13 protein-coding genes, 5 tRNA genes and 1 riboswitch are annotated in these 13,285 nt (G+C 62.6%); of the genes, 5 read left to right on the forward strand and 13 right to left on the reverse strand.

What is annotated here, in order from left to right; translation table 11 throughout:
* Window positions 1-266, forward strand: a 266-nt coding sequence (locus GBB18_RS10760) for a hypothetical protein (protein ID WP_225990257.1), incomplete at its 5' end; no start/stop codon positions are given.
* 60 nt (window positions 267-326) lie between these two features.
* Here the strand turns inward: GBB18_RS10760 and murA are convergent.
* Window positions 327-1,601, reverse strand: coding sequence for a UDP-N-acetylglucosamine 1-carboxyvinyltransferase (gene murA / locus GBB18_RS06405; RefSeq protein WP_151550358.1), 1,275 nt, complete (start codon window positions 1,599-1,601; stop codon window positions 327-329).
* A 76-nt stretch (window positions 1,602-1,677) separates the two neighbouring features.
* On the opposite strand from murA, the gene GBB18_RS06410 reads away from it, so the two are divergent.
* A complete protein-coding gene (locus GBB18_RS06410; RefSeq protein ID WP_151641126.1) occupies window positions 1,678-2,250 on the forward strand; it encodes a cob(I)yrinic acid a,c-diamide adenosyltransferase in 573 nt (190 codons plus the stop codon).
* Between the two features lie 15 nt (window positions 2,251-2,265).
* Here GBB18_RS06410 and ramA read toward each other — a convergent pair whose 3' ends face one another.
* The 5 genes from ramA to GBB18_RS06435 all read right to left on the reverse strand — a co-directional run bounded on the left by ramA (window position 2,266) and on the right by GBB18_RS06435 (window position 6,234).
* Complete coding sequence (gene ramA, locus GBB18_RS06415) at window positions 2,266-3,105, reverse strand: acetate metabolism transcriptional regulator RamA (RefSeq protein ID WP_151550360.1); 840 nt, start codon at window positions 3,103-3,105, stop codon at window positions 2,266-2,268.
* A gap of 531 nt (window positions 3,106-3,636) precedes the next feature.
* Window positions 3,637-4,452, reverse strand: a complete 816-nt coding sequence (locus GBB18_RS06420; protein ID WP_151641127.1) for an energy-coupling factor ABC transporter ATP-binding protein — start codon at window positions 4,450-4,452, stop codon at window positions 3,637-3,639.
* A gap of 5 nt (window positions 4,453-4,457) precedes the next feature.
* The gene (locus GBB18_RS06425; RefSeq protein WP_151641128.1) at window positions 4,458-5,192 is read right to left on the reverse strand and encodes a CbiQ family ECF transporter T component; all 735 of its coding nucleotides are present in this window, start codon (window positions 5,190-5,192) and stop codon (window positions 4,458-4,460) included.
* A complete protein-coding gene (locus GBB18_RS06430) occupies window positions 5,189-5,521 on the reverse strand; it encodes an energy-coupling factor ABC transporter substrate-binding protein (protein WP_151550029.1) in 333 nt (110 codons plus the stop codon). The genes GBB18_RS06425 and GBB18_RS06430 overlap by 4 nt, the downstream gene beginning before the upstream one ends.
* The gene (locus GBB18_RS06435; protein ID WP_151641129.1) at window positions 5,518-6,234 is read right to left on the reverse strand and encodes an energy-coupling factor ABC transporter permease; all 717 of its coding nucleotides are present in this window, start codon (window positions 6,232-6,234) and stop codon (window positions 5,518-5,520) included. The genes GBB18_RS06430 and GBB18_RS06435 overlap by 4 nt, the downstream gene beginning before the upstream one ends.
* A gap of 89 nt (window positions 6,235-6,323) precedes the next feature.
* Window positions 6,324-6,564, reverse strand: a riboswitch (cobalamin riboswitch).
* Window positions 6,565-6,713: 149 nt separating this feature from the next.
* Here GBB18_RS06435 and cysK point away from each other — a divergent pair.
* Both cysK and epsC read left to right on the forward strand, forming a co-directional pair.
* Window positions 6,714-7,658, forward strand: a complete 945-nt coding sequence (gene cysK, locus GBB18_RS06440) for a cysteine synthase A (protein ID WP_151641130.1) — start codon at window positions 6,714-6,716, stop codon at window positions 7,656-7,658.
* Window positions 7,659-7,685: 27 nt separating this feature from the next.
* Window positions 7,686-8,285, forward strand: coding sequence for a serine O-acetyltransferase EpsC (gene epsC / locus GBB18_RS06445; RefSeq protein ID WP_151641131.1), 600 nt, complete (start codon window positions 7,686-7,688; stop codon window positions 8,283-8,285).
* An 87-nt stretch (window positions 8,286-8,372) separates the two neighbouring features.
* On the opposite strand, the gene GBB18_RS06450 is transcribed toward epsC, so the two are convergent.
* The 5 genes from GBB18_RS06450 to GBB18_RS06470 form a co-directional block, all read right to left on the reverse strand.
* Entirely contained in the window at window positions 8,373-8,663 is a 291-nt protein-coding gene (locus tag GBB18_RS06450; RefSeq protein ID WP_151641132.1) for a GNAT family N-acetyltransferase, read from the reverse strand.
* Window positions 8,664-8,773: 110 nt separating this feature from the next.
* A tRNA-Phe gene (locus GBB18_RS06455) sits at window positions 8,774-8,846 on the reverse strand.
* Between the two features lie 26 nt (window positions 8,847-8,872).
* Window positions 8,873-8,946, reverse strand: a tRNA-Asp gene (locus tag GBB18_RS06460).
* 179 nt (window positions 8,947-9,125) lie between these two features.
* Window positions 9,126-9,202 (reverse strand) — tRNA-Asp (locus tag GBB18_RS06465).
* Between the two features lie 35 nt (window positions 9,203-9,237).
* Window positions 9,238-9,310: transfer RNA gene (locus tag GBB18_RS06470), tRNA-Glu, on the reverse strand.
* 107 nt (window positions 9,311-9,417) lie between these two features.
* Here GBB18_RS06470 and GBB18_RS06475 point away from each other — a divergent pair.
* A complete protein-coding gene (locus GBB18_RS06475; protein ID WP_151641133.1) occupies window positions 9,418-11,469 on the forward strand; it encodes an MMPL family transporter in 2,052 nt (683 codons plus the stop codon).
* Between the two features lie 43 nt (window positions 11,470-11,512).
* Here the strand turns inward: GBB18_RS06475 and GBB18_RS06480 are convergent.
* Window positions 11,513-11,585 (reverse strand) — tRNA-Lys (locus GBB18_RS06480).
* Window positions 11,586-11,683: 98 nt separating this feature from the next.
* Window positions 11,684-13,204: an acetyl-CoA hydrolase/transferase family protein gene (locus GBB18_RS06485; RefSeq protein ID WP_151641134.1), complete on the reverse strand. Its 1,521-nt coding sequence runs from the start codon at window positions 13,202-13,204 to the stop codon at window positions 11,684-11,686.
* Window positions 13,205-13,285 lie beyond the last annotated feature (81 nt).

Consider the following 13,285-nt stretch of genomic DNA (forward strand, 5'->3'; position numbering starts at 1 on the left):
ACATGCGACCAAACAAACCCCAATCACAAGGGCACCTGATCCACACACAACCAAACACGCACACCACAACAAAAGCAGCACACATCAACAAAACAAAGCTGGCACACTATCGAGTTCTCAAACAACACAGGCACAACCAATCGAGTCAGAATCCTGACTGTTTCGGAAGGCTTGGTATCAACGCTGTTTTCTTTCCGCCACTCTTCGTTGTTCTCTCACAACGTGGGGCGCTGTCGGTCGCGCTGACAGGAGATAAATCTACATAGATCGCTGGATACACGCAAATCCCCTGCTAGGAGGGGGTTTTAGAAGGATCTATAACCGTCTTAATCCTTGCCGTGGCGCGATGCCGAGACGCGAGTGATCCGGGCGCCCAGCTGGTTGAGGGTCTCCACGAACTGCGGATAGCCGCGATCGATATGGAAGACGTCATGCACTTCCGTCACCCCATCGGCGCACAAGGCCGCCAGCACCAGCCCGGCACCCGCGCGGATATCGGAGGACCACACTGGGGTGGAGCTGAGCTGCTCGACCCCGCGGACCACGACGTGATGTCCATCCACGGAGGTGTCCGCGCCGAGGCGCTGCATCTCGTCCACGAAGCGGAAGCGGGATTCAAAGACGTTCTCTGTAATCACGCTCATGCCTTCCGAGACCGCAGCCAGCCCGATCGACATCGGCTGCAGGTCCGTCGGGAATCCTGGGAAGGGCAGGGTCTGGTAGTCCACGGCCGAGGGGCGAGAATCCATGCGGACGCGGAAACCGGTGTCATAGGTTTCCACCTCGGCACCGACGATCTTGAGCTTTTCCAGCGCGATGTGCAGCGCCTGCGGGTTAATGCCGCCCACAGTAATATCGCCGCGCGTCATTGCGGCCGCATAGGCCCACGTGCCGGCGACGATGCGATCGCCGATCACCTCGTGCTCGGCGGGATGCAGCTTATCTACGCCATCGATGGTGATAGTAGAGGTGCCTTCACCAGTGATCTGGGCACCCATCTCCTTGAGCAGCACGCAGAGATCGACGATCTCCGGCTCCCGCGCGGCATTATCTAAGACGGTGCGGCCCTCAGCCAGCACCGAGGCGGTGAGGATGTTCTCTGTGGCCCCCACCGAGGGGAAATCCAGCTGCACATAGGAGCCGCGCAGCGACTCGGCTTCGGTGACCACACAACCGTGCTTGATATAGGTGCGCGCCCCGAGCTTCTCCAGCCCAGATTGGTGCATATCGAGCGGGCGAGATCCAATGGCATCGCCACCGGGCAGTGCCACCACGGCATGGCCACAGCGCGCGGTGAGCGGGCCGAGCACGCATACGGAGGCGCGGAATTGGCGCACGGCCTCGAAGTCGGCATTGCTCTGCGGCTGTGCCGGGGTGCTAATGCGCACGGTGGGTCCGTCAATATCCACGGTGCAGCCCAGGCCTTCTAGAACATCGCGCATGAGCGGGACATCGAGGATCTCGGGACAGTTGGTGAGCGTCGTCGTGCCCTCAGCCAGCAACGCGGCGGCCATGAGCTTGAGCACGCTGTTCTTCGCGCCGTGGACTTTCACAGCGCCCTGCAGCCGGGCGCCACCTTCAACCAAGAAATGTTCTTTCACAGTGCACCAGCCTAGTGCCTTGGGGGCGGTTGTGCGCTACCTGCTTGGCGGCGACTTTTCCCTAGAATCGAGAACTATGAGTGTTCATTTGACCAAGATCTATACCCGCACCGGAGACGACGGCACCACGGGTCTGTCGGATTTTTCCCGCGTACCCAAAAATGATTCTCGCCTCCAGGCGTATGCCGACTGCGAGGAAACCAATTGCGCGATCGGCGAGGTGCTGGCGCTGGCCTCCCCGAGCGAGGACGTGAGTGCGGTGCTGCGCCGGATACAAAATGAGCTTTTCGATTGCGGCGCGGACCTCGCCACCCCCATCGTGGAGAATCCGAAGTATCCCCCGCTGCGCGTGGAGCCGGATTATATCGAGCGCCTCGAGCAGGACTGCGATCGTTTCAATAAGGAGCTGCCGACTCTCGATTCCTTCATTCTTCCCGGTGGCACGCCTGCCTCGGCGCTGTTGCACACCGCGCGGGTGAAGGCTCGCCGCGCCGAGCGGGCCGCTTGGGCGGCCATCGCCGAGCACGGCGAGACGATGTCGGTACTGCCGGCGAAATATCTCAATCGTCTCAGTGATGCGCTCTTTATTTTGGGCCGGGTGGAAAACCAGGGCCGGGATGTGCGCTGGGTTCCCGGCGGCGAGCGCTAAAAGCAGCACGAGGCTTTAGGGCAGCGCGCCGATGCGGCGGGCGGCGTTGACGGCCTCATACCGGGTGTGGGCGCCAAGCTTGCGCATGACCGAGCGCAGGTAGCTTTTCACGGTTTCGGCGCCGATGCCCATTTCCTCGGCAGCCTCGACATTGGTGTGCCCCAGGGCCACGCAGGCCAGCACGTCGAGCTCGCGGGCGGAGAGCTTGGTGGTCTGCTTTACGCGCACCGGGGAGACCAGCTGGTCACAGAGGCTTTCGATCTCCTTGCGCAGGTCTTCATCCCCCACGCGATTGGCCAGCATGCGCAGCTTGGAGTGGGTGGAGCGCACCTGCTCCCATTCGGCACCGTTCATCACGCGCCCGGGCTTGGCCCCGCTGCCGCCGGCATCGCCGCGTCGGAGCGCGCTATTGACGGCCAAGTCTTGTTCGAGAGTGCGGGCGGTCATGGTGACTTCCTCAATCACCTTGTCGCCCAGACGCACGGGAGAGTGCACGCCCACGTAGAGCACGCCGCGCACATCGCGTTGCACGATCACCGGCACGGCCACAATGGAGTGCAGGCCCTCGTCCTGGATGGGCTTGTCGTGCTCGTGAGAAATGATGGACGCGCGGGTGTAATCAGAGACGCCCACCGGTCGGCGGGAAGAGACAACGCGGCCGCCCACTCCGGCGCCGGGCTCAATCACGAGATTCTGCAGAGCCGGGGTGCGCAGCCCTACCCAGGCACTGATTTGGAGCCGGCTATCGGGTAGCACCGTGGCGTACATGGTGACCGGAATACCGGTTGCGGTCTTCAGTGTGGTGAGTGCTGCGCGAATCGCTTCTTCGTCATCCTTGAGACGCTGCGGATCCATACTCTTCTTCCTGCGTTGTTCACCTAATGCCGGTCCGGAGGATCGGCACCTCCCATGGCATGTAATTACTGGGAGGTAGTGGGTGCCCCTGTTCACACCCGCCTCGCTTAGGTTGCTCGTAGGACAGGATTATAAACAAGAAACGGGGGTAATCATAAGTACTTAGGGGAAGTTTTCCGCACCACCCGAGATGAAAAGTTCACAACAACCCCCCTTACGCCCCCTTATAGGTGCCCCCGCCTTCAGTCTTCCCACCTCCCCTGCAGCGCCTTTTTCTCGGCAAATATTCATCTCCCTCTCAGCTTTACGCCACAAATTTCACACCCCACCCCCACCCATAAACCTGCAGGTAAAAGCCCTTCTGGAGACTCAGACAGGTCATTTACCCCCATCGGTACACCCCTCCGCACCATTACAGCAGATCCGATATCACGTCCCACACAGTGGGATCAGGGTCAACGGGCCGCCTAATTGCGAAACAAGTCAGAACAAACACACACGTGGGTTTAGCGCCGTTTTAAGTGATATATATCACTCTAGAGGATGGGGTCGAGCGACGACATCGGCGGCCGTGAGTACGTCGCGCCCCAGTACCTGTGAGACCAGCGGCGCCCAGGGAAGCTCCAGGCGCGCCTGCTCGATGAGCTCGGTATCAGTCATGATCTCCGCACAGGCCCCGCTGCGCACAACTCCGCCCGTGAGCACTGCCGCGGTATCGGCGAAAGCATAGGCGAGGTTCACGTCATGGGTTGAGAGCACAATGGCGGTACCCTCCTCACGTAGCAGCGCGAGGGTGCGCAGCAGCTGGGCAGAGCCCGCCGGATCGAGCCCAGCGGTGGGCTCGTCCAGCAGGAGCACCCGCGGTCGCATGGCCAATGCGCCGGCCAAGCTCACCCGCTTACGCTGCCCATAGGACAGCTGTTGCGGAACGCGCTCAGCAAGGTCGGTGATCTCGGCGCGCTCCATCGCCCACTCCACTCGCGCCTCAATCTCCTCCTCGGATAGTCCCTGGTTAGTAGGGCCATAGGATACGTCGGCACGCACGGAGACACCGAAGATCTGATCATCAGGCTCTTGGAGCACCAGCTGAATCAGAGAACGGGCGCGGTTGCGGCCGGCGCGATCATAGGCCGCGGGGGCGGCGTCAATAAGCACTCGCCCACGCTGCGGCTGGAGAGCCCCCGCCATGAGCTTCATCAGCGTGGATTTTCCGGAACCATTGGCGCCGAGCAGGGCCACGGCGTCGCCGCGCTCGATCTGTAGCTGCACATCGTGCAGCACCGCGGGCCCGTGCGGGTAGGCGAAGCTGACGGCGTCGAGGCCGAGGAGAGGATGGGGGGTTGTCAAAGGTCTCACCACACAACGGGGATTAGGCCCACGGCACAGACCGCGGCCAGGCAGACAAGGATGATCGCCAGGCGCGCGGGCCGGGCGGAGGTGAAGGTGCCGTAGACGGCTGCCGCGGCGTTATCGGCGCGCAGCTCGAGGCCCTCCTGCAGGCGCTGAGCCCGCTGGAAGGCCGCCAGGAAGAGGTTGGCTGCCTGATCGGCGACCGAACGCAAAAAGCGCCGCCAGGAGCTATGCCCCAACCGCTGTGCCTGCGCGTGCCACATCGCCTGCGACTGGGCGTAGAGGAGCGAGGAAAAGCGGTATATGTGCATGCTCACCACGACGAGAGTCTCGGGAATCCCGATCCGCCGCGCCCAAGTGAGCTGGGCGGCAATGGGGGTGCTGAGGGCATAGAGCATGGTGATGCTCATGCCCACCAAGCTGCGGCCTGCGACAACCGCGGCGTGGGCGACGCCGCCCTCGACCAGCACGAGACCGCTGGGGGTCAGGTTGATCATCAGCGGCCAGATACCGAGCACGATAAACCCGAAAGGGGCGAGCACGAGCCCGATATAGAGACGCCAGTTCACTTGCGCCCGCGCCGCCGCGAGCAGAACGATCACCAGTAGCACTGGCAACACGGGAAGCGGCGGCAGGGCGAGGGCTAAGACTAGTGCACCGCCGAAGGCAAGCACCTTTTCCGACACGCTGTGCTGTGCCCAGGGAGAGCGGGCGGCAGCGATGTCGAGTGGATTCATCGTGGCGTGGAACTCTGCGCCTGCTCCTGCGCCCACTTCGTGCGTCCGCGGTACAACCCGATCACATAGCCGAGTAGGCCGGCGCCGAGAGCCGCTTGGAGAGCGAAGAGTCCGGACTCCACCTCGCCGGGCAGCTCGCCGACGAGCGGCTCGAACCACGGCTCATAGCCGGGATTGACTTCCTCCACGATGGTTTCTGCGCTGGAGTCGGTGCCAACGAAGTGCTCCTCCGCGTCCTTGTCTCCGACGTTGAAGAACATGGGAAATGCGGCGATGAAGATGGCCGCGAGGATGAGCGCAATAGTCACGCCAGTGTTGTTCTTTTTCATGCCTTCTGCCCTGCCTTTGGCTTATCGACGCTCTCCTGCTGCACACTGGCCTCCTCGCGGCCGCCCAGCACTCCCAGCAGGGAAAGCTCGCGGGCCGCGATGGTGCGCAGCGAACGGAAAATCAGCACCGTGATGATGGATTCCACGACTGCAAGCGGCAGCTGCGTGGGCGCGTACAGCGCGAGGAAGGTCATGGCCGAGTTAAAGAAGCCATTGGCGTGGTGGGCACCGGCCAGCTGAAAGGCGGTGACCACATAGGTGGAAAGATCGGCAAAGAACGCAGCCAGTGCGATGCCAATGGTGGCACTACCGCCGGCCTTACGAACCGCTATCCACGCGCCATAGCCGATCCAGGGACCAACGATGGCCATGGAGAAGATATTGGCGCCTAGGGTGGTGATGCCGCCGTGGGCGAGCAGGAGCGCTTGGAAGAGCAGCACGATACTGCCCAGAAACGCCATGACGGGCGGTTTAAAAAGGACCGCTCCGAGCCCGGTGCCGGTGGCGTGGGAGGAGGAGCCGGTCACGGAGGGGATCTTCAGTGCTGAAAGCACGAAAGTGAAGGCGCCGGCGGCGCCGAGAAGAAGTCCTGTTTCCGGCTTTTCCTTCAGTTGCTTGTTTACGCGGATTGCTCCGTGGATCACGAAAGGTGCGGCAGCCACACCCCAGCCCACGGCCTGCTCAATAGGCAGGAATCCTTCTGCAATATGCATGGTGGAAGAAACGCTCGTTTCTTTGACTCATGTCCGGGTGAGTCCTCGCACCAGAACCGGTTTGCGCCGAACTGGGCTGATCGATATGTGTTCGGCTATCGTGTCGCGGCCGGTCTCCTGGCTTGGCTCTAGGCATCTCGGATGCACCTTCCCGCAGCGGCTGCTGCAGTGGTAAGCCGGGGTGTGTATCCGGCGATTGTTCTCCGAGAGCCTGCGTCTCAATAAATGCTGAGGCGAGCCCTACAGTGGCGAGGTCCGCTGCGGCGTGGCATGACGCTGAACCGCATTCCCGTTCTCCGCGACTTACTCACCATAACGCCGTGCGCTGCTACGCGGGGATTTACTCCCCATATAGGGGTACGTCGATAGACCCCTTTGTCTATCTGTGCAATACTATTCTGTCTGGTAATTGTGCAGACGGGGCATTATGCTGGGGAGCGGTAACTTAATTATCGACTTTTCAAAGGAGTGCATGACTCATGTCGCACATCTACAACAACGTCACCGAGCTCGTCGGCGGCACCCCGCTGGTTCGCCTCAATCGCCTCACCGAGGGCCTCGACGCCGAGGTACTGGTCAAACTCGAATTCTATAACCCGGCCAATAGCGTCAAGGACCGCATTGGTAAGGCCATTATCGACGCCGCCGAGCAGTCCGGTGAGCTACAGGCAGGCGGCACCATCGTGGAGGCCACCTCCGGCAACACCGGCATCGCCCTGGCCCTGATCGGCGCCGCCCGCGGCTATAACGTAGTGCTCACCATGCCCGAGACAATGTCTATGGAGCGCCGCATCATGTTGCGTGCCTATGGCGCGGAAATCGTGCTGACCCCAGGTTCGGCCGGCATGCAGGGCGCCGTCGATAAGGCGCACGAGGTAGTGGAGCAGCGCGAGGGAGCTATCCTGGCGCGCCAGTTCTCCAACGCCGCCAACCCGAAGATCCACCGCGAGACCACCGCGGAAGAGATCTGGAACGACACCGACGGCAAGCTAGACATCTTCCTCGCCGGCTTCGGTACCGGCGGCACCATCACCGGCGTGGGCACCGTGCTCAAGGAGCGCAAGCCGGAGGTGGAGATCATCGGCATGGAGCCCGCTGATTCCCCGCTGCTCACCGAGGGCAAGGCCTCCTCCCACAAGATTCAGGGCCTGGGTGCGAACTTCATCCCCGAGGTGCTGGATCGCAAGGTGATCGATGAGATCGTCACCGTCACCAACGAGGATGCCATCGCCACCGCCCGCGCCCTAGCCGAGCAGGAGGGCATCCTCGGCGGCATCTCCTCCGGCGCCAACGTATTCGCCGCACTGCGCGAGGCCAAGAAGCCGGAAAACAAGGGCAAGACCATCGTCACCGTCGTGTGCGACTACGGCGAGCGCTATGCCTCCACCGTCCTCTTCGAGGATGTGCGCGCAGAGTTCAACTAGCACACTCTGAGTGTAGGATCGACCCTCATGATCGCTGTCATCTCCACCGCCATCTCCCGCATGCGCGAAGATCTCCGCAACGCCCGCGAACACGACCCCGCCGCCCGCGGTAACGTGGAAAACGCCATCGTCTATTCGGGGCTCCACGCTATCTGGGCGCACCGCGTCGCGCACGCCCTGTGGGTGCGTAATTACCGCGGCCCCGCCCGCGTGCTCGCGCAATGCGCCCGCTTCCTCACCGGGGTGGAGATTCACCCAGGCGCCACCATTGGCCGCCGTTTCTTCATCGATCACGGCATGGGCATCGTCATCGGCGAAACCGCGGAGATCGGCGATGGCGTCATGCTCTATCACGGCGTCACCCTAGGCGGGCAGGTGCTCACCCAAACCAAGCGCCACCCCACCCTCGAAGACGATGTGGTGGTGGGCGCTGGGGCGAAGGTCCTGGGCCCGATCACCATCGGCAAGGGCTCGGCGATCGGCGCCAACGCGGTCGTCACCAAGGACGTGCCCTGCGAGCACATCGCCGTGGGCGTGCCCGCGAAGATGCGGCCCCGCGAGTCCTCCGAGTGCGTGAAGCTGGTGGATCCCGACCGCTACGTGCCGGGCAACGATTACACGATTTAAAGACGCACACACTCCCAACGGTGCTACCCGTTGGGAGTTTTTCTGTGCCTCGGCTGCGGCGCGTGCCCCAGCTGGCTCGCGCCGTGGCTAGCGGGCGAGGTGCTCCCGGTACTCGGGATTCTTGGAGATGAAGTGCTCCACCGCAGAGCAGCTCGGCACGATCTTCATGCCCTCCCGAATCGAATCATCGAGGGCGTAGCGAATCAGCGGCGAGGATAGGCCCTGGCCGCGATACTCGTTGAGCACCACGGTGTGGTTAAAGTCGCGCACCGTCTCATCCACCGCCTGAAACTCGGCGTAGCCGGCCATCTGGCCATCGACCTCAATCACGTAGGTCTGCGATCCCTCGTCGAGGTGTACATGCTGTGCAGCGCTCATGGGCGGTGCCGTCCTTTCTCCCTAGAGTTACGTATCTCTGTGGAGCCGAGGATAGCGCAGATGCAAAAAGCAGCCCCCTCGCTATTGCGAGGAGACTGCTTTTCATGTTGTGGCCAGAAGCAGGATCGAACTGCTGACCTTCCACTTTTCAGGCGGACGCTCTACCGACTGAGCTATCTGGCCACGATCCTTGCCTAAGCAACGATCTGCGACCCTGACGGGACTCGAACCCGCGACCTCCGCCGTGACAGGGCGGCGCGCTAACCAACTGCGCCACAGGGCCATATTTTATTGTGTATCAGCTACTGGCTAAGCAGTGCGCTGTGCACGAGTGGATACTCTACATAACACTCTTACAAACCCGCAAATCCGCTGCTCATACCCTATTTGACAGGGCTACACTGAGACACAGAAAAAGCGGCTACCGAGTGCTTCCTCGAAGCATCGATAGCCGCTTATCCATGGCGACCCTGACGGGACTCGAACCCGCGACCTCCGCCGTGACAGGGCGGCGCGCTAACCAACTGCGCCACAGGGCCATATTTTGTTATGCCTTTCCACAATGAGTGGAAAGTACCCCCAACGGGATTCGAACCCGTGCCGCCGCCGTGAAAGGGCGGTGTCCTAGGCCGCTAGACGATGGGGGCGTAGTCCGCGTGCGGACTGAGATGAATCATACATGAACCATGAGATCGCACAAAACCTCAGCTCCTACGCCCTTTCTCAGCAGGGCTTCAGACTACACTCATGGCCTATGACCACCTCTGCTCCCTCCCGTTGGTTGCGCACAGGACTGCCCTTAGTACTGGTGGCACTGTGGATCGCCATTATGGGCCTCGGCGGCCCCCAGTTTGGCGCCATCAGTGAGGTCTCCTCCACAGACCCCGCCTCCTTCCTCCCCGAAACCGCGGAGTCCACGACCGTACAGAAAGCGCTCAGCGATTTCCGCGACGGCGACTCCATCCCCGCCGTCGTGGTGATCAGCGGCGACTCTGCCACCCCAGAGGCCCTCGGCTCGCTCCCCGAGGAACTCGCGTCTGAGTTCCCCGAACTCAGCTTCAGCCCCCTCCTGCCTTCCGAAGACGGCGAGGCGGTGCAGCTGGTGGCTGCCATTCCCAGCGACGCCGCCATCACCGAGGTGGTGGCCGAGCTCGACAGCGCGATCGAGCAACGCCTCCCTGCCGCGGATGAGATGTGGATTACCGGCCCCGCCGGCTTCACTGCCGATCTCTCCGCCGCCTTCGCCGGTATCGACTCCCAGCTCCTGCTCGTCACCGTCATCGCCGTGCTGCTGGTTTTGGTTGTGGTTTACCGCTCCCCCATCTTGCCGCTGCTGGTGCTGCTCTCCGCGCTCACCGCGCTGTGTCTGGCCGTGGCGATCAACGTGGCCCTGGCACGGGCCGACATCGTCACCATCAACGACCAGGTCCAAGGCATCCTCTTCATCTTGGTGATCGGCGCCGCCACCGACTATGGGCTGCTATATACCGCCCGCTATCGCGAGGAACTCACGAAGCACACCCGGCCCTGGACGGCCACTCTTCGGGCGATCACGGGCACCTGGGAGCCGATTGCGGCCTCGGCCGGCACCGTCGTGGCGGGCCTGCTGTGCCTCATGCTCTCCGATCTGGCGTCGACGGCCGCGCTCGGGCCGGTGGCCTCGATCGGCATCGCCGCCGCGGTGGCTTCCTCCCTTACCTTCCTCCCCGCCCTGCTCCTGCTTCTCGGCCGCGTGGCCTTCTGGCCGCGTCGCCCCCGCCCCAGCCAGCAGAGCCAGGAATCGCCCACGTGGACGCGGGTGGCCGATGCGGCTGAGCGCCATCCTCGCGCCCTTGCCCTCGGCATGTCCGCGCTCTTGGCCTGCGGCTGGTTCGGGCTGATCGGCTTCGACGCCGATGGCGTTCCCCAATCCGATTTCGTGCTCGGCCAAAGCGATGCCCGCGATGGCCAGGAGGTAGTGGATCGTCACTTCCCTGGCGGCTCCGGCTCTCCGGTGTACGTGCTCGCCGATGAGTCCGCTGCGGAGGCCACCATCGCCACCATCACTAAGACCCCTGGGGTGGAGCAGCCCGCCGCGCTATCGCTCGAGTCCCCGATTCCGGGGCGCGGCGCCGCCACCGTGGTGGATGGACACGTGATGATCCAGGCCACCCTCGAGGCCCCCGCCGATTCCGCCGAGGCGAAAGATACCGTGCGCCAGCTGCGCGCCGCGCTTCCCGATACGTCCGTGGGCGGCACCACGGCCGTGGACATCGACACCAACGACACTTCCATCCGCGACCGCCAGGTGATCATCCCCGTGGTACTGCTGGTGATCACCGTCATGCTGGCAGTATTGCTGCGCTCCCTGCTGGCGCCCGTCATGCTCTTGGCCACCACGATTCTCTCCTTCGGCACCGCCCTCGGCGTGGCCTCGCTCATCTTCCACCTCTTGGGCTTCAGCGGCGCTGATCCCACCGTGCCGCTCTACGGCTTCGTCTTCCTCGTGGCCCTCGGCATCGACTACAACATCTTCCTCATGACACGCGTCCGCGAGGAAGCACTCGAGCACGGCACCCACCGCGGCATACGCCGCGGCTTGATCACCACCGGCGGGGTGATTACGAGCGCCGGCGTTGTGCTGGCCGCCACCTTCTCCGCCTTGGCTGTGCTCCCCATCCAGTTCCTCGTACAGCTGGCGGTGATTGTGACCCTCGGAGTACTTATCGACGCCCTCCTCATCCGCTCCTTCCTCGTCCCCGCCTTCACCCTGTGGGCGGGCAACCGGATCTGGTGGCCAGCACAGCAGCGCTACCCCCAAGAATAAAAACAGCACTCCCCAGCCATCTGGCTGGGGAGTGCTGCTGTAGTGGGCCCTGTGGGGCTCGAACCCACGACCTGCGGATTAAAAGTCCGTAGCTCTACCAACTGAGCTAAAGGCCCGTACGAGAAATGTAGTTTATCAATGCGGTGCGGTGTTTGGAAAAAAGACCACCCCGCCTGCGTGTGCGGGCGGGGTGGCAGCGAGACTCAGTGAGCTCTTAGCTCTGCGGCTTCATGGTGCCGTGAGTGGCGAAGCGCTGGTGGAAGGACAGTGCGGTCTCCAGATCGTGCGGGGTCTGGAGGGTCTTGTTCTTCTTGGCTGCCTCAAGTGCGCGGGAGTAGTACTCCTCCAGCACCGGACGGTAATCCGGGTGCGCGATGGCGATGATCTTCTCCACACGCTGGCGAGGTGCCAAGCCACGGAGATCGGCGTAGCCGTACTCAGTGATGAGGACTTTGACATCCTGCTCGGTGTGGTCCACGTGAGAGACGAAGGGCACGATGGCGGAGATATCGCCGTTCTTCGCCTCGGAAGGGGTGATGAAGGAGCTGATGAAGCCGTTACGGGTGAAGTCCGCGGAGCCACCCACACCGTTCATCATCCGAGAACCGGTGACGTTGGTGGAGTTGACGTTGCCGTAGATGTCGGCCTCGATCAGACCGTTGGTGGCGATCAGGCCGAGGCGGCGCACGACCTCGGGGTGGTTGGAGATCTGCTGCGGGCGCAGCACGATGGACTTGGCGTAGCGGTCGGCCTCGGCGTTCATCTTCTCGGCGTACTCGGGGGAGAGCGAGAAGGAGGTGGCGGATGCCATGGTCATCTTGCCAGCATCGATGAGGTCCACCATGCCGTCCTGGATGACCTCGGTGTAAGCCTTGATGTTCTCGAACTTGGAGTCCAGCAGGCCGGACATCACGGCGTTCGGCACGTTACCCACACCGGACTGCATGATGTAGCCGTCATAGGTCAGGCGACCAGCGGCTACCTCGCCCTCGAGGAAGTCGAGGAAGTTACCGGCGATCTGCTTGGAGGTCTCGTCCAGCGGCTTGAAGGGAGCGTTGCGGTCCTCGTTGTTGGTCTCGACCACAGCCACCACCTTGTCCACATCGATGTCGATGTAGGTGGTACCGATACGATCGCCGGGCTTGGTGATCGGGATGGGCTGACGGTTCGGCAGCGGCTCGATGCGGTAAATATCGGCCATGCCCTCGAGGTTCAGGGACTGCCACTCGTTGACCTCGATGATGATCTTGTCGGCGGCGTCCAGGTACTCCACGTTGTTACCCACGGAGGAGGAGGGCACGAGGTGGCCTTCCTCGGTAATGCGGGTGACCTCGACGATGGCAACGTTCATCTTGCCGAAGAAGCCCTGGGAGACGTACATGCCCGACTCAGAAAGGTGGTAGTCGGCGTAGTAGGTGGTGCCGTCGTTGATCTTGCCACGCAGGATCGGGTCCGACTGGTACGGGGTACGGAAGCGGAGGGCATCCGCCTCGGCGAGAACACCATCGCACTCGGGGGCGGTGGAGGCGCCGGTGAAGAGATCAATCATGTACTCCTCACCCTTGGCATGAGCCTCCTTGGCGCGCTCCGCGATAGCGGTGGGAAGCACCTTCGGGTAACCGGCGCCGGTGAAGCCCGATACACCTACCTTGTCACCGTGGTTAACAAACTGGGCAGCTTCCTCCGCAGACATAACTTTTCCGCGAAGCTTGGCGTTGGCAATACGATCCGACATGAACTCTTAGTTCTCCTTATTTCTGTGTGCATTCCGGTGCGGGGCGGACTCCTATTCGGGTCACCACCGCAGGCCGTGAGT

The sequence above is a fragment of the Corynebacterium sp. 11A genome (assembly GCF_008930935.1).
Taxonomy (GTDB): domain Bacteria; phylum Actinomycetota; class Actinomycetes; order Mycobacteriales; family Mycobacteriaceae; genus Corynebacterium; species Corynebacterium megadyptis.

Excerpts from the sequence above, each read along its gene's own strand:
- epsC (WP_151641131.1), top strand. The coding sequence starts at position 7,686 with ATGATCGCTGTCATCTCCACCGCCATCTCCCGCATGCGCGAAGATCTC.
- GBB18_RS06450 (WP_151641132.1), bottom strand. The coding sequence starts at position 8,663 with ATGAGCGCTGCACAGCATGTACACCTCGACGAGGGATCGCAGACCTAC.
- GBB18_RS06425 (WP_151641128.1), bottom strand. The coding sequence starts at position 5,192 with ATGAATCCACTCGACATCGCTGCCGCCCGCTCTCCCTGGGCACAGCAC.
- GBB18_RS06435 (WP_151641129.1), bottom strand. The coding sequence starts at position 6,234 with ATGCATATTGCAGAAGGATTCCTGCCTATTGAGCAGGCCGTGGGCTGG.
- ramA (WP_151550360.1), bottom strand. The coding sequence starts at position 3,105 with ATGGATCCGCAGCGTCTCAAGGATGACGAAGAAGCGATTCGCGCAGCA.
- GBB18_RS06430 (WP_151550029.1), bottom strand. The coding sequence starts at position 5,521 with ATGAAAAAGAACAACACTGGCGTGACTATTGCGCTCATCCTCGCGGCC.
- GBB18_RS06475 (WP_151641133.1), top strand. The coding sequence starts at position 9,418 with ATGACCACCTCTGCTCCCTCCCGTTGGTTGCGCACAGGACTGCCCTTA.
- GBB18_RS06485 (WP_151641134.1), bottom strand. The coding sequence starts at position 13,204 with ATGTCGGATCGTATTGCCAACGCCAAGCTTCGCGGAAAAGTTATGTCT.
- GBB18_RS06410 (WP_151641126.1), top strand. The coding sequence starts at position 1,678 with ATGAGTGTTCATTTGACCAAGATCTATACCCGCACCGGAGACGACGGC.
- cysK (WP_151641130.1), top strand. The coding sequence starts at position 6,714 with ATGTCGCACATCTACAACAACGTCACCGAGCTCGTCGGCGGCACCCCG.